Raw genomic sequence first — 18,815 nt, 5'->3', positions numbered from 1 at the left:
GTCATGACGGCGCCGGACGCAGCCCTTCGCGTCCGGCGCCGTTTTGGTTTCAGCCGCCCGCAGGAGGCCGCCATGAGCCAGTCCGACATAGATGTCTCCCGTCCCGATCTTTCCCTGGGCGTGACGGCCGAGGAAGTTCCCGAGCAGGGCGTGTTCGCCGGCCGGGTCGGCGATCAGCCGGTGATCCTGGCCCGGGTCGACGGCGAGATCGTCGCCCTCGACGGCGCCTGCACCCACTACAATGGCCCGTTGCACGAGGGCCTGCGGGTGGGCCAGACCATCAACTGCCCGCTGCATCACGCCTGTTTCGACCTGCGCACCGGCGCCGCCCTGAAGGCGCCCGCCCTGGCGCCGCTCGACCGCTGGAAGGTGGAGGTCGAGGGCGAGCGGCTCTTCGTCCGCGAAAAGCTGCCCAAGGTCGCGCCGAACCTGGCGCCCGGGCGCGACGCGTCGGCCGATCCGGCGTCGATCGTCATCGTTGGCGGCGGCGCGGCGGGCTTCGCGGCGGCCCAGCGGCTTCGCGACCTCGGCTACGCCGGCGACCTGACCCTGGTCAGCGCCGACCGCGACGCGCCCTATGATCGGCCGAACGTCTCCAAGGACTACCTGTCGGGCGACGCCGATCCCTCCTGGATGCCACTGAAGGGCGAGCGCTTCTACCTTGAACGCGGGATCGCGCTGCGGCTCGACACCCGCGTTGAAGCCGTCGACGCGGCCGAGCGCCGGGTGACGCTGCAGGGCGGGGAAACCCTCGGCTACAACCGGCTGCTGCTGGCCACAGGCGCCGAGCCCAACCGACCGCCGGGGCCGGACTTCGTGCGCGACAACGTCCACCTGTTGCGCAGCCTGGCCGACGCCGACCGCCTGACCGCCGCCCTGGGCTCGGCCCGGCGGGCGGTGGTCGTCGGCTCCAGCTTCATCGGCCTCGAGGCCGCCGCCGCTTTGCGGATCCGGGGGCTTGAGGTGCGCGTCGTCGGTCCCGACGCCACGCCGCTGGAGGCCAAGCTGGGCCCCGAACTGGGCGCGATGATCAAGGCCGTGCACGACGAGCGCGGCGTGGTCTTCCACCTCGGCCGCAAGGTGCAGGGCTTCGACGGCGCGCGCCTGACCCTCGACGACGGCGCGACGATCGAGACCGACCTGGTGGTGCTGGGCATCGGGGTGCGGCCACTGCTGGAACTGGCGCAGGCGGCGGGCCTGGCCGTCGATCGCGGCGTGGTGGTCGACGAGCGCCTGCGCACCAGCGATCCGCACGTCTTCGCCGCCGGCGACATCGCCCGCTATCCGGGCCTGGGCGGGGAGCTGGTTCGTGTCGAGCACTGGGTGGCGGCCGAGCGCCAGGGCCAGATCGCGGCGGCGACCATGCTGGGCCTGCCGTCGGAGCGCGAGCCGCCTTACTTCTGGAGCGCGCACTATGACCTGACCATCCGCTATGTCGGCCATGCCGAGCGCTGGGACAGGATCGAGGTGATCGGCTCGACGGCCGACCGCGACGCCGAGGTTCGCTACTTCGACGCAGAGCGCCTGGTCGCCGTGGCGACGGTGAATCGCGACATGGCCGCGTTGCGGGCTGGGCAGATTCTGGCCGGCGGCTGATCTTCGAGAAGATTGAAGAGAACTCGCGCGCCCAGGGGATCCGGGGCGCGCGAGCCGTCCGTTCTCAGGCCGCGGCGGTGGAGGCGCGGCGCAGCCAGAGATCGAACTCGGTATGGCCGAAGCGCGGCGTGCCGCCCGACAGCAGGGTCTCGTCGCTGAGCGGCGTTCCGAAGTAGAGCGCCCGCGGATCGGCGACGACGGCGCGGTTGTCGCTGCGCGAGGCCATGTAGCGCTTGACCAGATCGTCCAGCTGGAACGGGTCGGGGCCCGCCACCTCGATGGTTCCGTTGACCGGCGAGCGCTCGACGAGGTCGGCCAGGGCGCCGGCCACGTCGTCGGCGGCGATGAACTGCACGCGCGCCGGATTGAGGCGTACGGTCTCGCCGTCCAGGCCGTCCTCGACGATCGCGTCCAGGAATTCGAAGAACTGCGTGGAGCGCAGGATCGAGAACGGCACGGCGCCGGCCTGGACCAGCTTCTCCTGCGCCAGCTTGGCGCGGAAGTAGCCGCTGCCCTGCAGCCGCTCACAGCCGACGATCGACAGCGCCAGGTGGTGGCGGACGCCCTCGGCGGCGGCCGCGGCCAGGATGTTGCGGCTGGAGGCCTCGAAGAAGGCCATGGCCGTCGCCTCGTCGAACGCCGGGGCGTTCAGCACGTCGACGACCACGTCGGCCCCGACCATGATCTCGTCCAGCCCCTGGCCGCCCGTGACGACGTCGACGCCCGAGCCGCGCGAGGCGATCCGGACATTGTGGTTGCGGCGGCGCAGGACGTCCACCAGCCGGGAGCCGACCACGCCGGTTCCCCCTGCGACTACGACTTTCATGACATTCACCCTTGCTTGCGGCGGTTCTGGTTGGCGGGGACGGGCGCCTGCAGGCTGGCGCGCAGCCAGTCGTGAAAACGGGTCTGGGCCAGGCGCGGGGTCTCGCCGGGCAACAGCGAGGCCTCGTCGAGGCGAGCGCCGAAATAGGGAACCTCGTCGTCGACGGTGACGCGGCGAGGGTCCTCGTAGGCGGTCAGCACCTCGGTCGCCAGTTCGTGCAGGCGGAAGCGCTCGGGGCCGGCGACCTCGACCGTGCCGTTCAGGGGATCGCTTAGGGCGATGTCGGCCAGGGTCTCGGCCACGTCCTCGGCGGCGATCGGCTGCACGCGGGCGGACGAGAGCGCCACCTCGCGGGCCGAGCCGTCCTGGACGACGCCGCTGATGAACTCGAAGAACTGGGTTGAGCGCAGGATGCTGAACGGCAGGCCCGAGGCCTTGAGCAGGTCTTCCTGGCGCTTCTTGGCCCGGAAGTAGCCGCTGGCCTGCAGGCGGTCGGTCCCGACGATCGACAGGGCGACGTGGTGGCGGACGCCCGCCGCCCTGCCGGCGGCCAGGATGTTGTGTCCGGCCGTCTCGAAGAAGGCCAGGGCCGCGTCGCCGTCGAGCAACGGCGACTGGGTCACATCGACCACGACGCTCGCGCCGTCGAAGGCCACGTCCAGGCCTTGGCCGGTCACCGCGTCTACGCCGAAGGACGGCGAGGCCTCGAGGACGCGATAGTCGTCCTGGCGCAGGTTGTAGACGAGCTTCTCCCCGATCCGCCCGCTGCCGCCAACCACTACGATCTTCATCTCGAAAGCCTCCGCTTGCGGCCCGAAGGCCTGGGCGGAAAAGCTAGAAGACGGGGCGGGATGGGGTCGATTGGGGGAAAGGGCGGGGGCGACCTATACGGGCGTACAGGTCGCCCCCGATCTCAGACCTGCAGGCCTTCGCTGGCCAGGGCGGCGGCGACGGCCGGGCGGGCCTTCATGCGCTCGAAATAGGCCGCCAGCGGCGCGGGCAGGACCACGCCGTTGGGTCTGGCCCAGGTCATGATCACGAACAGGTAGGGGTCGGCCACGGTCAGGTCCGGGCCCAGGAGGTAGCCGTCTCTGAGGCTGGCGGCCAGGTACTCCAGGCGCAGGCTCGCCACGGCGCGGGCCTTGTCCTTGGCCTCTTCGGTGACGTTGGGGACGAAGAAGGCGTGGAAGCTCTTGTGCACCTCGGTCGAGATGTAGGCGAGGGCCTCCAGCAGGCGGAACCAGCCCAGCGGCCCTTCGGGGCGCAGCTGCGGCGACTGTTCGGCGATCCACGACAGGATGGCGATGTTCTCGGTGATCATCTCGCCGCTGTCGAGCACCAGGGCCGGCACGTAGCCCTTGGGATTGATGGCCGCGTAGTCGGCGCCGGTCTCGGTCGTGCGGGTGTGCAGGTCCACGCGCTCGAATTCGCAGGCGATGCCGGCCTCTGCCAGGGCGATGCGGTCGGCGAGGCTGCACGCGCCGATGGCGTAGTAGAGTTTCATGGAATGGGTCTTCCGCGGAGTTGTCTGAGGGGGACGACGCTAGGACGCGGGCCCGGTTCGGGCGATCGGGCCAGGAGGCGGGGGCGACCTATCCCAAGGTATGGCGCGTTCAGGCCCTCGGCGGCTGGTCGCGCCAGCAGCGGCCCAGGGCGGCGGCCAGATGCCGTAGCAGCACCTGATCCCTGATCGGCTTGATCAGATAGGCGACCGCGCCGGAGGCCAGGCAGCGCGAGCGGATCAGCGCTTCCGGATTGGCCGAGATGATGATGACCGGCAGGCCGGGATCTATGCAGCGCATGTGCTGCTGCAGCACCAGCCCGCTCTTGCCGGGCAGGTTGAGATCGGTGACGAGGCAGATGAAACGGCCTGGTGAATAGGCCGACAGGAAGCCGTCGGCGTCGGCGAAGGTCCGGCAGTCGTAGCCGGAAACCTCGAGGAGCTCGGCCAGCGCCTGGCGCAGCGCCTCGTCGTCGTCGATGATCGCGAAAACAGGCGCGGTGGACAAACTGTGGCCCTTACTCGGCGAACGGCGATAGCGGCTCTTATCCATCGTCCCGATCCGAGGTCGGTCCTACCTATCCAAAAGGCTTATCCGGGAAGTTCGTCCCGCAGATGCTCGGGCAGGGACTGCCAGGCGCGGACGAGGTGGGTGACGAAGGGCGCGCGCATCTTCTTCATCACACTGCTGCGATGAAGCTTCACGGTCACCTCGGTGATGCCGAGGTCGTAGGCGATCTGCTTGTTGAGCGCGCCCTGGACCACGGCCCTCATGACCTGCCGCTCGCGCGGGGTGAGGGTGACGAACAGGCTGGCGTTCTCTCGGGTCGTATGGGCGTCGCCGCGCTTGGCCAGATCGGCGGCGATGGCCTTGTTGACCGCGTCTAGCAGGGTCTGGTCGCGGGCCGGCTTGGCCAGGAAGTCGACGGCGCCGGCCTTCATGGCCTGCACGGTCATCGGGATGTCGCCATGCCCGGTGAGGAAGATGATCGAGGTGAGGATACCGTTGGCGGCCAGGTGGCTCTGGAAGTCGAGCCCGCTGAGGCCGGGCATGCGCACGTCCAGGATCATGCAGCCGGGCCGGTGCAGCACCTCGGCGTCGAGCAGTTCGCGGGTCGAACCGAAGCAGATCGACTCTATGCCCACCGACTCCAGGAGTTCGCAGATCGATAGCCGTACGGCGTCGTCGTCATCGACCACGATCACCAGCGGCACGAGGTCGCCGGTCCGGGTCTCGGCGGCCGAAAGGCTGCGCGGTTCGCCGGCGACCGTCATGCGCGACGCTGGCGACCAGGCGTTGGCGATGCGCGCGCCGTGGTCGTGCGCATACGAGACGAGCTCAGTCATCTGAAGACCTCCTGCGCGTTCCGGCCCTGATGGCCGAGATCCGTGATTGTTCTCTGTCGCGCGCCCGTGCACTGAGCCAGACGTCGATCTCCGGCATGAACTCGGGCGGAGCGGGGATGTTGGCCACGACGTCGAGGAGGCTGGTGCGGGCCAGCTCGGCGCGCATGGCCTTCTCGGCCCGGAGCATGATGGCGTGGATGCCGCAGACGCGGCGAGTGGCCCAGCGCGGGGCCTCATCCTCGAACAGCGCGCAGTTACGGCGCACTTCGCGGCAGGTGATCAGCGACTTGCGACCGTCGATGGCGTCGGCGACGTCGAGCATCGAGATGGTCTCGGGCGGTCGCGCCAGGCGATAACCGCCGTTGATGCCGCCGCTGGAGGCGACGATCCCGGCCTTCTCGAGCTTCGGCATGATCTTGGCGATCATGGCGGGCGACACGCCCTGAAGTTCGGCGAGGTCGCGGCTGCTGACCGGGGCGTCGCGGGCGACCAGCCAGGTCAGGCAATGCATGCCGTACTCGACCGCCGCGCCATAGAGCGCTCCGCCGCCCTGAGGCGGGGAGGGCGGCTTTCCGGCGGGCTTTTCGGCGTGGGGCTGGGGGCTGTTCATCGTAACGCGACCTTGGTTGGTCCGCGTTATCACGCTGCTCTCCCAAGGCGTGCAACGGCTAACCGATGCACGCCCTCTTCAGGGGGGAGAGCCGCTCCCCCCGCCCGGGCGGGGGAGCGCCCTAGTCGTCATATCCGGCTTCGAGCGTCGCCTCGGTCTCGGCGGCCGAGCCGCCGTCGACCTGGAATTCCACGTGGGCGGCCAGAAACGCGATACGGCCCGACAGCGAGTCGAAGGCCGCCTTGGGCGCTTCGTAGCTCCAGGCCACGTTCTCGACGATGTGCTGGTCCCGATAGATCGTGAAGTAGCGCGCCTCGCCCTTGTGCGGGTTGTGGGTGACCTTGTCGGTCTGGCGCAGGAAGATCATGAACACGTCGCGGCGCGGGAAGTAGTAGACCGGCCGCCGCCCGGTTTCGCGCACCGTGATCACGTCGTCGCTGTCGGCGATGTCGTGGCCTTCGAACAGGGCGCGCACACGCCGCGCCTCGCGCGTCACCGTGTAGATCTGGTCTGTTTCCCCGGTGGTCATGGCGGTGGCCTTTCTTTGCTTCTGGCGAGAAGGGGCGAGCCGGACAGGTAGGGTGCTCGCCTACCGCTTCGTTGGTCGCAGGATGAAATCGGAAAAAATCCTGCGTTCACCATCCCTGTCGCGTCCGATTGACACGGCTCGCCGTCATTGGGGCGGGGATCGGGCGGCGGTTGTAGCTATCCGCTGGACGCGCCGTTCCGCGCCCTGCGCCCGGCGACCGACGGGGTATGCTCGGAGAAGGCTTAGTTCGGCCCATGCCAAGGGATAGGCGCGGCCGCTTCCGGGCGAGGTCTCCCGCGCCAGGCGGCGGTTCGAGAGGGCGTTGGCGAACGGGCCTCCAGCCTGCAAAGCCGAGCGCCGAGCGCCAAGCCCGGCGATCAAGGCGGGACTAGTCGATCTGGAACGCGAAACACCTTCGCGGACCATCCAGAGGCAGAAGCCATGTCCAAGACCACCACTGTAGCCGCCGCGGCCCTCGTCGCGACCGCGCTGTCGGGCGCCGCCGGCGCCCAGCCGATCCTCGATCCCGCCGCCCAGGCCTTCGTGGACTCCCTGGCCGGAGGCAAGCCGATCTACACGATGACCCCGACCGAGGCGCGGGGCGCGCTGTCGGGCGCCCAGGCGATCCCGGTCGCCAAGCTTCCCGCCCGCATCGAGGACAAGGTGTTCCCGGTAGGCCCGACCGGATCTGTCCGCGTTCGCATCGTTCGCCCCGAGGGCGTGAAGGGCAAGCTGCCTGTGGTGCTGCACATTCACGGCGGCGGCTGGGTCCTGGGCGGGGTCGACACCCATGATCGCCTGACCCGCGAGATCGCCGTTGGCGCCAAGGCCGCCGTGCTGTTCGTCGACTACGACCGTTCGCCCGAGGCGCGCTATCCCGTGGCCGTCGAGCAGGCCTACGCCGCGCTCCAATACTTCATCGAGCATGCCGACCAGTTCGAGGTCGATCCGTCGCGGCTGGCCATCGTCGGCGACAGCGTCGGCGGCAACATGTCGGCCGCGCTCACCCTTATGGCCAAGGCCCGCAATGGCCCGAAGTTCGACCTGCAGGTGCTGCTCTATCCGGTCACCGACGCCAATTTCGAGACCGGGTCCTACACCACCTTCGCCGAGGGGCCGTGGCTGACCCGCAAGGCCATGCAGTGGTTCTGGGACGCCTATGCCCCTGACGCGGCCAGCCGCAAGCGTTCGACTGTCGCGCCGCTGCAGGCCAGCGTCGAAGAGCTGAAGGGCCTGCCCGAGGCGGTGGTGATCGTCGACGAGAACGACGTGCTGCGCGACGAAGGCGAGGCCTATGCCCGCAAGCTGCTGCAAGCCGGCGTGCGGGTGACCTCCACGCGCTACAACGGCACGATCCATGACTTCATGATGCTGAACGCCGTCGCCGAGACCCCGGCGACGCGGGCGGCGGTGCTCCAGACCAACACGGCGCTCTACAAGGCGCTGCACAAGTAGTCGCGGATGGCGCGGCGGACGGTCTGGAGATCGTCCGCCGCGTGGATCCCGGACCGGGTCGAGCCGCCTTCCGTGGGACCGTCGGTAAGGAATGACGCGGATTGGGGGCGCGCGGCGCCCCCGTCCGTGTGAGGGCGGCGAGTGGGCGGGGGGCTACCCTGGGCTCCATGAAGAGGTCCCACGCACGCTCCATCGTCCCATCCCGCCGGCCCTTCCTGTTGGTCATGCGCCCGGGCGAGCGCGTTTTCGAGGGAGGGCGGCGATGAGCACGGTCTTCCGCAGCCTGGCCCGTAGCGAGCGGGGCGATCTCGTCGACCTCGCCTCCGAGGCGGTGGTGGTCTGCGACCCGTCGGGCGTGGTGCGGTACTGGAACCCCGCGGCCGAGGCCCTGTACGGCTGGCCGGCCATGGCGATGGTGGGGCTGGGGCTCTCGGACCTGGCGGCCGATCCGCTGCTGCACGACGAGGAATGGGCGCTGCTCCTGCTGGAAGGCGCCTGGGAGGGGGTGATGCGCAGGCGCGGCGCGGTCGGGCCGGCCGTGGCGGCCAGCGGTCGGCGCACGGTGCGTCGCAATCCGGATGGTTCCCCCCGCGACATCGTCGAATACAGCCAGCCCCTGGCCGAGCGGACGGAGGACACGCTGTTCGAGGCCCGCGCGGGCCATCAGCGGGCCTCGGCCGCCTGCTGGGAGCTGGATGTCTCGGCAGCCGCTGGGACCGAGAAGGGCGCGGCCCTGCTCGAGGCCTGCAGGATCATCGACGCCAACACCCGGGCCGTTCGCCTTTTCGGCGCGGCGATCCGGCGTGAACACATGGCGGGACGCCCCTTGGTCGATTTCTGGCCGGCCGAGAGCCGCGAGAGTCTGGCCGAACTGCTGGACGCCGCCTTGCAGCAGCCTTCCGCGTCGCCGCTGGCCCGCGCCCTTGGTCCGCACGGCCTGCTGGCCGGCGCCACGGCGACCGCCTGGCGTTCGGCTGAGCCCGCGCGCCCGGATGTGCTGTTCCTGATGGTCAACGCCGCGGTTTGCGATGATCGCACCGCCTGGGAGCTGCAGGCCAGCGAGGACCGCTATCGCAAGCTGATCCACTTCTCGCCGACGCCGCTCTGGCATGTCGACGCCAGGCGCTCGGGCGACGAGCTGCACCGCCTGCGCGCCGAAGGGATTGACGACATCATGGCCTATCTCGACGCCAATCCGGCGCTGGTCGAGCTTGCCAAGGACATCGTCGTGGTGACCGACGTCAACCAGGCCGCCGTGTCGCTGTTCGGCGCCCGAAACCCCGCTGAGCTTCTGCAGTCGGTCCGCTACCTGTTCTCGGCCACGCCGGAAATGGCCAAGCGGGTGATGAAGGCCCACTTCGAAGGGGCGCGGAACTATGTCGAGCAGGCCAAGATGGCCACCTTCGACGGCCGCATGCTCGATGTGGTGTTGAGCGTCACCTATCCGACGCCGCCCGAGTACATGGACACCACCTTCATCACCATCGAGGACATCACCGAGCGTCTGCGGACCGAGGCCGAACTGCGCCGGCTGCAGTCGAACTTCGCCCACGCCGCGCGGGTCTCGACCCTGGGAGAGTTGGCGACCTCGATCGCTCATGAGGTCAATCAGCCCCTGTCGGCCATTCTGACCAACGCGGAGACCAGCCTCCGCTGGCTGGGTCAGCCGCATCCCAATCTCGGCAAGGTGCGCACCCTGACCGAGCGCATCGCCGTCAGCGCCAGCCGGGCCAGCGAGATCATCCAGCGTATCCGCGGCATGGCGATGAAGCGCGAGCCCAAGCCTGGGTTGCTGGATCTGTCCAGGATCATCGACGAGGCGCTGACGATCGTCCGGCACGACGTGGAGACCAAGGCGATCGCGTTGATCCTGATGGTCGAGCCGGGCCTGCCGGCGGTGGATGGTGACCGGGTCCAGCTGCAACAGGTGCTGGTTAACCTCCTGGTCAACAGCATCCAGGCCATCGAGAACGCCGGCGTCAACCTGCGCGAAATCCGCCTGGGCGCGGTCCGGGAAGGACGCGGAGTGGTGATCTGGGTTCACGACAGCGGGCCGGGGATCGCCGATCAGCACCTGGCCAGTATCTTCGACGGCTTCTTCACCACCAAGGAAACGGGCATCGGCATGGGGCTGGCCATCTGCCAGTCGATCATCGCTGAACATGGCGGCGAGATCTCGGCGGCCAACCATGAGGACGGCGGGGCGATCTTCCAGATCACCCTGCCGTTCGGGCGGGACGTCTAGGCGTTCTTCTCCGCCGTTTGCCGCAGTTGGCTATGGGCTCGCCGCCAGGCGTTGGGCGGCGCGCCGTACTCGCGGTGGAACAGGCGGGTCAGGTGGGGCTGGTCGGTCAGGCCGCAGGCCAGGGCGACCTGGCTGATCGGCGCTTCGGTGTTGACCAGCAGCATGCGCGCCCGCTCCAGGCGCAGGCTCATCACATAGCGCGAGAAGCACTGCCGAAAGCTCTTCTTGAAGGCCCGGGAGAAGTGGCTGCGGCTGACCCGGACCATCGCGGCCAGGTCGTCGAGGCGCAGCTGCGTCTCGAGGTTCTGGCTGATGTGGGTCTCAATCCGCTTGCTCTGCCAGGGGGCGAAGCCGCCGCTATGGACCAGCGGCGCGGGCGCGCCGCCGACCAGCTGGATGGCCCGCGCGAGCTTGGCGCGGATCTCGGACTGCTCTGGGGCCAGTTCGTCGAGCGCGGCGACCAGCAGGCCGGCGACCAAGCGATACGAACCGCTGCTGGTGGTGAAGTTGATCGCTGGCTCCATGGCGCAATTTCCGTCTCTGCATCCGTCTCGCCGAACCCGTGGATCCCGTTGGTGGGGCGCATGGGCTGGCAGCGTCGAAAGGAAGGGTACGGACGGCGAGGGCGGCGATCGATCCGGGCGTTGGGCAGGGCTGACCTATACCGGCGGGTAGGATCGGGCGGCGAGCGGCGTGTCCGCGGCTCAGGAAGGGTTGCGCGCCATGGCCGCCAGCTGTTCGGCGACGAAGTCGGAGAACAGTCGCGCGCGCAGAGGCTGGAAGCGGCCGAAGGCGTGAAGCATCCGCAACGGCACCACCGGCAGGGGGGCGTTGGGCATGACGATTTCCAGCCGGCCCGCGCGGATATCTTCGTCGACGGTCCAGCGCAGCAGCTGAGCGACGCCGACGCCGTTCACCGCCGCCGCCCTCAGGGCGAAGCCGGAATCGCAGTCCAGCACGCCCTCCGGCGACAGCGTCGCGCCGTCGGCGAAGCGGATGGGGAAGGGGCGTCCGCCCAGGCGGTAGCCGACGTGCCGGGCGGCCGCCAGCTCGGCCAGGGTCTCGGGGCGGCCGTGGCGGTCGAGATGCTCGGGCGACGCGACCAGGGCCAGCGGCGCGGCGCCCAGCGAGCGGACGACGAGGTCGCTCTCCTCGACCTGGCCGGCGCGCAGGGCCAGATCATAGCCCTCGCGGATCAGGTCGACATGGCGGTCGCTCATGTCGAGTTCGAGCTTCACGCCCGGGTGCCTTGGCATGAACACCCGGGTCAACGGGTCCAGCAGCAGGCGGCCGAGGTCCGTGGGCATCGACACCCGCAGACGTCCGGTCGCCGCGGCGGCGGTCTGCACCACGTCCTGCGCCTCGCCCAGGGCCCGCAGCAGCGGCATGACCCGCTCGAAATAGGCCGCGCCTTCGGGCGTGAGGGTCAGGGTGCGGGTCGAGCGCGCGAACAACTGCACGCCCAGTCGGGTCTCCAGCCGCGCGACGCTCTTGGATACCGACGACGGCGTGGCTCCGGCCTTGCGGGCGGCCGCGCTGAACGAGCCGGTCTCCACCGCGTCGATGAAGGCCGACAATCCGGCTGCGTTTTCGAGAGGATTGTTCATTTTGTCCATGATGGCACAAAAGATGTTCTATTCTGCGTTCTTATAAGAATTTCGCTCACGTCTATCTAGGTCTCCGAACGCAAGCAGACGCGATCGGAGCAAAGCGAAATGGACACTCTCAAGAACAAGGTCGCCGTGATCACCGGCGGCGCCAGCGGCATCGGCCTGGCTTCGGCCAGGCTGTTCGTCGAGCAGGGCGCGAACGTGATTGTCACGGGGCGGCGACCAGACGCGGTGAAGGCGGCCGTCGCCGAAATCGGCCCGCGAGGCTTCGGCGTCGTCGGCGACGTCGCCGACCCGGCCCACCATGAGGCGGTGGCCGATGTGGTGCGCGAGCGCTTCGGCGGCCTCGACGTCTACATGGCCAACGCCGGGATCAACACGATCACGCCGTCGCCGCTGGTCTCGGAAAGCGAGTACGACGCCCAGTTCGCGGTCAACACCCGCGGCGTCTTCTTCGGCGTCCAGAAGGTCGAGCCGCTGCTGCGCGACGGCGGGGCGATCATCCTCACCGGCTCCATCGCCGCCGGCAAGGCGCTGGACGGACACGCCGCCTACGCCGGCTCGAAGGCGGCTCTGGGCGCCTTCGCGCGGGTCTGGGCCATCGAACTGCGCGAGCGCCGGATCCGCGTGAACCTGCTCAGCCCGGGCCCGACCGACACCGCCATTCTCGAAAAGCTGGGCGTGCCTCCCGAGCAGCGACCGGCCTTCGAAGCCGGCATGGCCGCCCGCATTCCGCTCGGCCGCATGGCCCGTCCCGACGAGACGGCCAAGGCCGCGCTGTTCCTGGCTTCCGACGCCAGCAGCTTCATCACCGGCATCGACCTGAAGGTCGACGGCGGCATGACCTTGCTGTGAGCGGGCGCCAATCAGGAGACAGCGTCATGACCAAGGAAATCTACGATCCCGCCATCATCGACTTCGTGCTGCGGGTGATCCGCCTGGGCAGCGCCTACGACATGGAGGGCATGGAGGCGCTCTACACCGCCGACCAGTCGCTGCTGTTCCTCGACGATGAGGGACGGGTGGTGCGCAGCAGCCGCGCCGACATGCTCGCCGAGTTCCGAGGGCGTCGCGACGACGGCGAGGCTTCGTTGTCGACCGAGCACCGCTTCCTGCACGTGGAGCAGCAGGGCGACCACGCCACGGTGCTGCTCTATCGCCGTATGAGCCCCGCGACGCGCCCGGCGCTCTACGAACTTCGGCTGCGCAAGGAGGCGGGAAACTGGATGGTGGCCGGCGAGACCGTGCTGCCCTGGCCCGACCTGGCTCATGCCGGGGATTTCCTGCCGCCCCGAGCGCTTGCGCGGGCGCCGCAGACCGCAGGGGCCGGCGACCCTAGACCTTAGCACGAGAGGGGCAGGCCCATCCGCGAGATAGGCCTGCCCCCGGCCGCCGGCTCATCCTTTTTCGCGAGGGCCCTTCCGCCCGTCACGGAGATATCGATGCGCAAGTCCATCCGAGCCCTGTCGCTGGCCGCCGCCATGGCGCTGTCCGGCGCGGCCTCCACCCATGCGGCCGAGACCGCCGGGGGTAAACCCACCATCGTCCTGGTCCATGGAGCCTTCGCCGACGCCTCGGGCTGGAACGGCGTGGTCGGCAAGCTGTCCCGCGACGGCTACACCGTGATCGCGGCGGCCAACCCTCTGCGGGGCCTGAGCTCGGACGCGGCGTCGCTGTCGGCGCTGGTCGACTCCATCCCGGGGCCGGTCGTGCTGGTCGGCCATTCCTATGGCGGCGAGGTCATCACCGAGGCGGCCGCCGGCAAGGCGCACGTCTCGGCGCTGGTCTATGTCGCGGCCTTCCTGCCGGAGGTCGGGGAGTCGGCGTTCACCCTGTCGGCGAAGTTTCCGGGCGGCACGCTGGGCGAGAGCCTGACCTCGGTGCGCCTGTCGGAAGGCGGCGAGGACTTCTACATCAAGCCGGCCAAGTTCCACGCCCAGTTCGCCGCCGACGTCCCGCCGGAGACCGCGGCGCTGATGGCCGCGACCCAGCGGCCGGTGACCAAGGCCGCCCTGGCCGAACCGGCCACCGTCGCCACCTGGAAGCAGTTGCCGTCCTACGTCGTCTACGGCACGGCCGACCGCAACATCCCGGCCCAGACCGAGCGCTTCATGGCTGAACGCGCCAAGGCCCGGAAGACCGTGGCCGTCGAGGGCGGGTCGCACGCTCTGATGGTCTCGCATCCCGACAAGGTCGCCGCCCTGATCGAGGAAGCCGCTTCGGCGCGATGAGGTCGCCCCCGTCCGTCGCCGGGCCGGCGGCGGACGGGGTCTTGTACGATGACGCCGGCCGGATGCGCGCGTCCGGATCAATCCCCAAGGGCGCGCCCGCGGCAGCATGGCCGGCCACGGGGCGCCGCATACGCTGGAGATTTCGATGAGCAGTCCTGGTCCGATCCGGATTCTCTTGCAGACGACGATTCCGACAACCGAGGACGACTGGTCGATCGCGAGGTTCAGCGCCCTGCGCGACCTCCTGTCGGGCGCGGTCGATGACGAGGGGCGGGCGCTCTACGCCGTCGAGACCCGCGACCGCGAGGCGACGGGCGCGCCCGATCCGGTGCTCTCACGGATGCAGGACAGCGATTTCGACCAACTGTGGCTGTTCGCCGTGGATGTCGGCGACGGGCTGACCGAGGAGGACTGCGTCGCCGTCTCGCGCTTCCGCGAGACCGGCGGCGGACTGATGATCGCCCGTGACCACATGGACCTCGGCTCGTCCGTCTGCACCCTGGGCGGGGTGGGCGCGGCGCACTGCTTTCACAGCAGGAACCTCGAGCCCGACACCGCGCGTCACGTTCGCGACGACGAGGAGACGCGGGCCATTTCCTGGCCCAACTATCGCTCGGGCGCGAACGGCGACTATCAAGAGATCGTGGCGATCGCGCCGGCGCATCCCATCCTGCGTGATCCGACCTCGCCGACGGGCGTGCTGCGCTATCTGCCGGCGCATCCGCACGAAGGCGCCGTCATCGCGCCGGCGGACGGCGACGCTCGGGTGATCGCCGCCGGCGCAAGTCGTACGACCGGCAGGGCCTTCAACCTCGCCGTCGCCTTCGAGCGCGGCCCGGTGGCGGGGCCCGCCGTCGCCCAGAGCACCTTCCATCACTTCGCCGACTACAACTGGGACCTGGCGGCGGGCTGTCCATCCTTCGTTTCGGAGACGCCCGGCGAGGGCATGGCCCGCGAACCCCGCGCCCTGGCCGACACCCATCGCTATATGCTGAACTTGGCGGCCTGGCTCGGAAGGCGAGGGCTGTCCTCCTAGAGTTCGATGATGCCCCGGCGGGCGGCGACGGTCACCGCATGGGTGCGGTCGGATACGTTGAGCTTGGTGAAGATGGTTTTCAGGTAGCCCTTCACCGTCTCCTCCGAGATCCCCAGTTCCCGCGCGATCTGCTTGTTGGCCTTGCCGATCGCGACCAGTTGCAGGACGGCGACCTCGCGTTCGCTGAGGCCGTCGTCGAGCACGTGGATGGCGATCTCGTCGGCGATGCTGCGATGCAGGTAGCGCCGGCCCTGCCTTACGGCGTGAATGGCGTCGAGCATTTCGGTGCGCAGGCTGCTCTTGAGGAGGTAGCCCAGGGCGCCGGCCCGCAGGGCGCGAACCGCCTGTACGTCGCCGTCATAGGTGGTCAGCACCACGATGCGGGCGTCAGGATGCTCGTCGCGGATGGCCTTTATCGCCTCGACGCCGCCCATGCCCGGCATCTGCAGGTCCATCAGGGTCACGTCCGGCTGCAGGTCGCGGAACTGGACGATGGCCTCCACCCCGTCCCGGGCTTCGCCGACTAGCACCATGTCGGTCCTGTCTTCCAGGATCGCGGCGACGCCTTCGCGCAGGATGGGGTGGTCGTCGACCACGAGGATGCGGATGGGACGCGAACTCGACTCAGCCAACCTGGCTTCTCCTGAAACGACGAAGGATATCGGACAGCCACGTCCACGGCTGGGCCTCGGCCACGTAGGCGAGACGAGCCGGTAGTCGCAGGCTGATCTCGGCGCCGCCGGACGGCTGGTTGTCGATCGACAACACGCCGCCGATCCGCTGGGTTCGCTCGCGCATGCCCATGAGGCCGAAGTGGCCCGGCTTGTGCCCTTTGGCGATGACGTCCGGGGGAAAGCCCACGCCGTCGTCACGGATCCGGACGCTCAGTTGATGGCGGGCGAAGCCGATCGTGATCGCGACCGATTTGGCGCGGGCGTGACGGGCGGTGTTGAACAGCGCCTCGCCGGCGATCCGCCCGATCTCGCCCGCGACCAGCGGGTGCGCCGGGCGAGGAACGCCTTCCGTCGACACCTTCACGAGAACGGACGGGTCGAAGCAGGCGGCGTTCGCCCGTTCTTCCAGGATCGCCGCGAGGTCGCCGGTATTCTCGGCCGAGCGCAGGTCGCGAACCCGGTTGCGGCCGTCGATGATCACGTCGTCGGCGCGCTTCAGCGCGGATTCCATGAGGTCCCGAGCGTGGTCGCCCGGCGGCATCTTGTTGGCGATCGACTGGAAGCGCAGCACCAGCCCCTGGACGCTCTGGAGCAGGGTGTCGTGCAGTTCGCGCGCGATCCGCTCGCGCTCGCCAAGCCGCGCCTCATGGCCGACGTGGATGCGTTGCGCGACCTGGGCCACGCGCAGGCGATAGAGCAGCCACAGCAGCGCCGCGCCCAGCATCAGGCAGGCGGCAAGGAACCAGCGCGATTGGAGGAAGGTGGGCGGAATCTCGAAGGTGATCGCGGCGCCCGTGCGGTTCCAGACGCCCTCGCTGCTGGCGGCGATGACGTGGAAGCGATACTTGCCGGGCTTGAGGTTGGTGTAGAACGCTTGGCGTCGCGCGCCGGGGTCGACCCATTCCCGGTCGAAGCCTTCGAGCTTGTAGCGGACGCTGGCCTGCCTCGGATCGGCGAAGCTGAGCACCGCATAGTCGATCTCGATGCTGGAGGCGCCTTCCTTCAAGCGCAGGGCGGTCGGGTCGCGAATGAGAAGCCCGCCCGCCGTCAACGACTTGATCGCTACGCCGGGCGGCTGGCCGTCACGCGCGATGCGCCGAGGGTCCATCCACAGGACGCCGGTTTCCGTCGCCACCCAGAGCCGTCCGTCGCCGCCCTGAACGAGCGAGCGTTGGGTGTGCGAGTGGGGGCGGCTCGTCAGGCCATCGCCAAAGCCCAGGGACAAGCCCGCGGGGGAAAAGGCGCGATTGGCGAAAGCCTGTTCCAGGTCCGAGCCCGAGAGCCGGACCAGGGCTCGGGGATAGGCCAGCCAGGTGTCGCCTTCGGGCGTCTGCACGAGGCCGCTGATCCGGCCGCGCAGGGCGCTCCGATCGGGATTGATGGTCTCTGTGCGGCCATCGCGAAAGCGAGCCAGGCCAAACGCGCCCGCGGCCAGGATGTCGCCGCGAGAGTCTGGATAGAGCGTCACGGCCGTGGCGTCGCGACCGAGCTCGAGCGCCTGGAACCGGGGAGGCGACTGGTCCAGCCACGCCAGCTTGCGCAGGTCCCACTGCACGACGAGGCGTCCCAGGCTGTCCCTGACCATGGTCGTCGGACGAAAGCCCTCGCCCAGGCCCGGACCGAACATCGTCTCCCATCGTCCCTGGCGATAGCGCAGCAGGCCTCCGGCCGCGGCCGAGATCCAAAAGTCGCCCTCGGCGTCGAACGCGCAGTCGTAGATGATGCTGTCGGTGTTGGGGCGAACCAGCGCCCTTTGCACCCGGCCGGCTTTCCAGACGACGATGCGATCGGCAAAGGCGATCCAGACCGAGCCGTCCGGCGCCTCGCACAGGCTCTGCGGCTCGCGGATCCCCCCGAGAACCAGTTTGGGATCTCCTCCCGGCGCGGCTCGGTAGATCGCGTCCGCCTGGCCGATGAAGACCCCGCCGTCCGAGGCGGCCAACAGCTTGTCGCCGAAGGCTGCTGGATTGGTCAGCGCGGGCTCTGATCTCAGCGTCGCCGGGCGCAGCTTGTCCAGGCCCTTTTCCGAGCCGACCCAGATGTTGCCTTCCCTGTCCTCGAAAACCTGGCTGGTCAGGTCCGAGGACAATCCATCCCGTCCGCGAAGCGACTCGACGAGGCGCGGTCCCCGGCCTGGAACGGCGGCGCCGGCCGTTCTCTGCAGGCCTTGATAGCGGGTGGCGATCCACAGGTTGCCCGTGCGATCGAAGTAAGGCGCGCCGCGGATCTGGGCGGCGTCGGTGGGCAACGGGGGTTGGAGGGGCGGCGATCCGTGCCCGCCAGGGCCCGTGAGCGGATAGCTGCCGCGGCTTTCCGAAAGCCACACCCGGCCTTGCGGGTCCTGGGACAGCATGCCGTTGGCGCGCGGCGTTCGGCGCACGACCTCGAACCGTTCGGCGCCGGGCGCCAGGCGCGCGACGGAGTTGCTGAGAGAGACCCAGACAGCGCCGTCGGCCGCCACCAGCAGGCTGAGGGCGTCGTCGCGCGGCAGGCCGTCGGCGGCGGCGAATGCGCGCCAACGCCCATCGCGCAGTCGCAGCAGCTCGGCGTCGAACTTGGCGGTGAGCGCCCAGATCGCACCGTCTCGCCCCTCGGCCATCGAGACCACCCGGTCGGGGGCGGCGGGCATGGGCAGGACCTTGAGCGCGCCGTCGCGATAGACGGCGAAGCGGCGGGATCGGGCAAGACTGGTCCAGATGTTCCCGTCACGCGTCGCCAGCAGCGCGCTTGGCAGGTCTTGCTGCTCCTCGCCGCTCTGGGCGACGATCCGCTCGAAGACTATGCCGTCGAAGCGATACAGGCCCGTGCCCGTCGCCAGCCAGAGATAGCCGTCGCGGCCTTGCGCCATGGCCAGGATCGGCGCGGGCGCCTCGCCTTCCTCGGTCCATCTCTGGTGGGTGTAGTGAGTGATGCGGCGCGCCGGTTCGGCCGCGACCGAGGTCGTCGTCTGCAGCAGCATCGCCGCGAAAAGGACGGCCTTGATCAATCGCACAGGTGAGTTCCGCCGCTTCCCAGACTCCGAGTCTGGAGCTGGCCGCATTTGCCGCCCGAAAGGACGCGGGTGGCAAGACCCGGTTGGGGGGAGAGAAGAGCACTTGGTTGGCTGCGGCGAGGGCGAACCGGATGATCCGGCTCATCGGGTTCTGCCGCCTGCG

Annotated in this window: 18 protein-coding genes; 7 read left to right on the top strand and 11 right to left on the bottom strand. The window is 69.3% G+C overall.

Annotated features, from left to right (window positions below):
* The first annotated feature begins 72 nt into the window (after positions 1-72).
* The gene (locus AC07NG_RS11930) at positions 73-1,596 is read left to right on the top strand and encodes an FAD-dependent oxidoreductase (RefSeq protein WP_492857112.1); all 1,524 of its coding nucleotides are present in this window, start codon (positions 73-75) and stop codon (positions 1,594-1,596) included.
* A gap of 64 nt (positions 1,597-1,660) precedes the next feature.
* Here the strand turns inward: AC07NG_RS11930 and AC07NG_RS11925 are convergent, their stop codons facing one another.
* From AC07NG_RS11925 to AC07NG_RS11895, 7 genes are all read right to left on the bottom strand, one after another.
* Positions 1,661-2,422 carry an SDR family oxidoreductase gene (locus tag AC07NG_RS11925; protein ID WP_494594237.1) on the bottom strand — a complete coding sequence of 254 codons (762 nt, stop codon included), beginning with the start codon at positions 2,420-2,422 and terminating at the stop codon, positions 1,661-1,663.
* Positions 2,423-2,427: 5 nt separating this feature from the next.
* Positions 2,428-3,213, bottom strand: coding sequence for an SDR family oxidoreductase (locus AC07NG_RS11920; RefSeq protein WP_492857114.1), 786 nt, complete (start codon positions 3,211-3,213; stop codon positions 2,428-2,430).
* 122 nt (positions 3,214-3,335) lie between these two features.
* Positions 3,336-3,926 (bottom strand): glutathione S-transferase N-terminal domain-containing protein, encoded by a 591-nt coding sequence (locus tag AC07NG_RS11915; RefSeq protein WP_492857115.1) that lies wholly within the window; start codon positions 3,924-3,926, stop codon positions 3,336-3,338.
* 109 nt (positions 3,927-4,035) lie between these two features.
* A complete protein-coding gene (locus tag AC07NG_RS11910; RefSeq protein ID WP_492857116.1) occupies positions 4,036-4,431 on the bottom strand; it encodes a response regulator transcription factor in 396 nt (131 codons plus the stop codon).
* A gap of 83 nt (positions 4,432-4,514) precedes the next feature.
* The gene (locus AC07NG_RS11905) at positions 4,515-5,270 is read right to left on the bottom strand and encodes a response regulator transcription factor (protein WP_492857117.1); all 756 of its coding nucleotides are present in this window, start codon (positions 5,268-5,270) and stop codon (positions 4,515-4,517) included.
* Positions 5,263-5,880 (bottom strand): RrF2 family transcriptional regulator, encoded by a 618-nt coding sequence (locus tag AC07NG_RS11900; protein ID WP_492857118.1) that lies wholly within the window; start codon positions 5,878-5,880, stop codon positions 5,263-5,265. Before AC07NG_RS11900 ends, AC07NG_RS11905 begins: the two co-directional genes overlap by 8 nt.
* A 121-nt stretch (positions 5,881-6,001) precedes the next feature.
* Positions 6,002-6,409, bottom strand: coding sequence for a DUF427 domain-containing protein (locus tag AC07NG_RS11895; protein ID WP_494594236.1), 408 nt, complete (start codon positions 6,407-6,409; stop codon positions 6,002-6,004).
* A gap of 441 nt (positions 6,410-6,850) precedes the next feature.
* On the opposite strand from AC07NG_RS11895, the gene AC07NG_RS11890 reads away from it, so the two are divergent.
* Positions 6,851-7,864 (top strand): alpha/beta hydrolase, encoded by a 1,014-nt coding sequence (locus AC07NG_RS11890; RefSeq protein WP_494594235.1) that lies wholly within the window; start codon positions 6,851-6,853, stop codon positions 7,862-7,864.
* Positions 7,865-8,126: 262 nt separating this feature from the next.
* A complete protein-coding gene (locus AC07NG_RS11885; protein ID WP_492857121.1) occupies positions 8,127-10,109 on the top strand; it encodes an ATP-binding protein in 1,983 nt (660 codons plus the stop codon).
* Here AC07NG_RS11885 and AC07NG_RS11880 read toward each other — a convergent pair.
* Positions 10,106-10,633 carry a helix-turn-helix domain-containing protein gene (locus AC07NG_RS11880; protein ID WP_492857122.1) on the bottom strand — a complete coding sequence of 176 codons (528 nt, stop codon included), beginning with the start codon at positions 10,631-10,633 and terminating at the stop codon, positions 10,106-10,108. The two genes, AC07NG_RS11885 and AC07NG_RS11880, sit on opposite strands and share 4 nt — an antisense overlap.
* A 180-nt stretch (positions 10,634-10,813) precedes the next feature.
* Positions 10,814-11,716 carry a LysR family transcriptional regulator gene (locus tag AC07NG_RS11875; RefSeq protein ID WP_492857123.1) on the bottom strand — a complete coding sequence of 301 codons (903 nt, stop codon included), beginning with the start codon at positions 11,714-11,716 and terminating at the stop codon, positions 10,814-10,816.
* 108 nt (positions 11,717-11,824) lie between these two features.
* On the opposite strand from AC07NG_RS11875, the gene AC07NG_RS11870 reads away from it, so the two are divergent.
* From AC07NG_RS11870 to AC07NG_RS11855, 4 genes are all read left to right on the top strand, one after another.
* Positions 11,825-12,574 carry an SDR family NAD(P)-dependent oxidoreductase gene (locus AC07NG_RS11870; protein ID WP_492857124.1) on the top strand — a complete coding sequence of 250 codons (750 nt, stop codon included), beginning with the start codon at positions 11,825-11,827 and terminating at the stop codon, positions 12,572-12,574.
* Positions 12,575-12,600: 26 nt separating this feature from the next.
* The gene (locus tag AC07NG_RS11865) at positions 12,601-13,065 is read left to right on the top strand and encodes a hypothetical protein (RefSeq protein ID WP_494594234.1); all 465 of its coding nucleotides are present in this window, start codon (positions 12,601-12,603) and stop codon (positions 13,063-13,065) included.
* Positions 13,066-13,161: 96 nt separating this feature from the next.
* A complete protein-coding gene (locus AC07NG_RS11860; protein WP_492857126.1) occupies positions 13,162-13,950 on the top strand; it encodes an alpha/beta fold hydrolase in 789 nt (262 codons plus the stop codon).
* A 145-nt stretch (positions 13,951-14,095) separates the two neighbouring features.
* Positions 14,096-14,986 carry a hypothetical protein gene (locus AC07NG_RS11855; RefSeq protein ID WP_494594233.1) on the top strand — a complete coding sequence of 297 codons (891 nt, stop codon included), beginning with the start codon at positions 14,096-14,098 and terminating at the stop codon, positions 14,984-14,986.
* On the opposite strand, the gene AC07NG_RS11850 is transcribed toward AC07NG_RS11855, so the two are convergent.
* Both AC07NG_RS11850 and AC07NG_RS11845 read right to left on the bottom strand, forming a co-directional pair.
* The gene (locus AC07NG_RS11850) at positions 14,983-15,618 is read right to left on the bottom strand and encodes a response regulator (protein ID WP_492857128.1); all 636 of its coding nucleotides are present in this window, start codon (positions 15,616-15,618) and stop codon (positions 14,983-14,985) included. The two genes, AC07NG_RS11855 and AC07NG_RS11850, sit on opposite strands and share 4 nt — an antisense overlap.
* Positions 15,611-18,652 (bottom strand): sensor histidine kinase, encoded by a 3,042-nt coding sequence (locus AC07NG_RS11845; protein ID WP_494594232.1) that lies wholly within the window; start codon positions 18,650-18,652, stop codon positions 15,611-15,613. The genes AC07NG_RS11850 and AC07NG_RS11845 overlap by 8 nt, the downstream gene beginning before the upstream one ends.
* Positions 18,653-18,815: the final 163 nt, after the last annotated feature.

Source organism: Caulobacter sp. GW821-FHT10C03 (genome assembly GCF_059415485.1).
This window is presented reverse-complemented; position numbering and strand designations above follow the sequence as displayed.

Bases quoted from the DNA above. Each gene is read 5' to 3' on its own strand.
- AC07NG_RS11930 (WP_492857112.1), top strand. From the start codon at position 73: ATGAGCCAGTCCGACATAGATGTCTCCCGTCCCGATCTTTCCCTGGGC.
- AC07NG_RS11885 (WP_492857121.1), top strand. From the start codon at position 8,127: ATGAGCACGGTCTTCCGCAGCCTGGCCCGTAGCGAGCGGGGCGATCTC.
- AC07NG_RS11860 (WP_492857126.1), top strand. From the start codon at position 13,162: ATGCGCAAGTCCATCCGAGCCCTGTCGCTGGCCGCCGCCATGGCGCTG.
- AC07NG_RS11870 (WP_492857124.1), top strand. From the start codon at position 11,825: ATGGACACTCTCAAGAACAAGGTCGCCGTGATCACCGGCGGCGCCAGC.
- AC07NG_RS11905 (WP_492857117.1), bottom strand. From the start codon at position 5,270: ATGACTGAGCTCGTCTCGTATGCGCACGACCACGGCGCGCGCATCGCC.
- AC07NG_RS11920 (WP_492857114.1), bottom strand. From the start codon at position 3,213: ATGAAGATCGTAGTGGTTGGCGGCAGCGGGCGGATCGGGGAGAAGCTC.
- AC07NG_RS11890 (WP_494594235.1), top strand. From the start codon at position 6,851: ATGTCCAAGACCACCACTGTAGCCGCCGCGGCCCTCGTCGCGACCGCG.
- AC07NG_RS11855 (WP_494594233.1), top strand. From the start codon at position 14,096: ATGAGCAGTCCTGGTCCGATCCGGATTCTCTTGCAGACGACGATTCCG.
- AC07NG_RS11915 (WP_492857115.1), bottom strand. From the start codon at position 3,926: ATGAAACTCTACTACGCCATCGGCGCGTGCAGCCTCGCCGACCGCATC.
- AC07NG_RS11895 (WP_494594236.1), bottom strand. From the start codon at position 6,409: ATGACCACCGGGGAAACAGACCAGATCTACACGGTGACGCGCGAGGCG.
- AC07NG_RS11880 (WP_492857122.1), bottom strand. From the start codon at position 10,633: ATGGAGCCAGCGATCAACTTCACCACCAGCAGCGGTTCGTATCGCTTG.
- AC07NG_RS11900 (WP_492857118.1), bottom strand. From the start codon at position 5,880: ATGAACAGCCCCCAGCCCCACGCCGAAAAGCCCGCCGGAAAGCCGCCC.
- AC07NG_RS11925 (WP_494594237.1), bottom strand. From the start codon at position 2,422: ATGAAAGTCGTAGTCGCAGGGGGAACCGGCGTGGTCGGCTCCCGGCTG.
- AC07NG_RS11875 (WP_492857123.1), bottom strand. From the start codon at position 11,716: ATGAACAATCCTCTCGAAAACGCAGCCGGATTGTCGGCCTTCATCGAC.
- AC07NG_RS11865 (WP_494594234.1), top strand. From the start codon at position 12,601: ATGACCAAGGAAATCTACGATCCCGCCATCATCGACTTCGTGCTGCGG.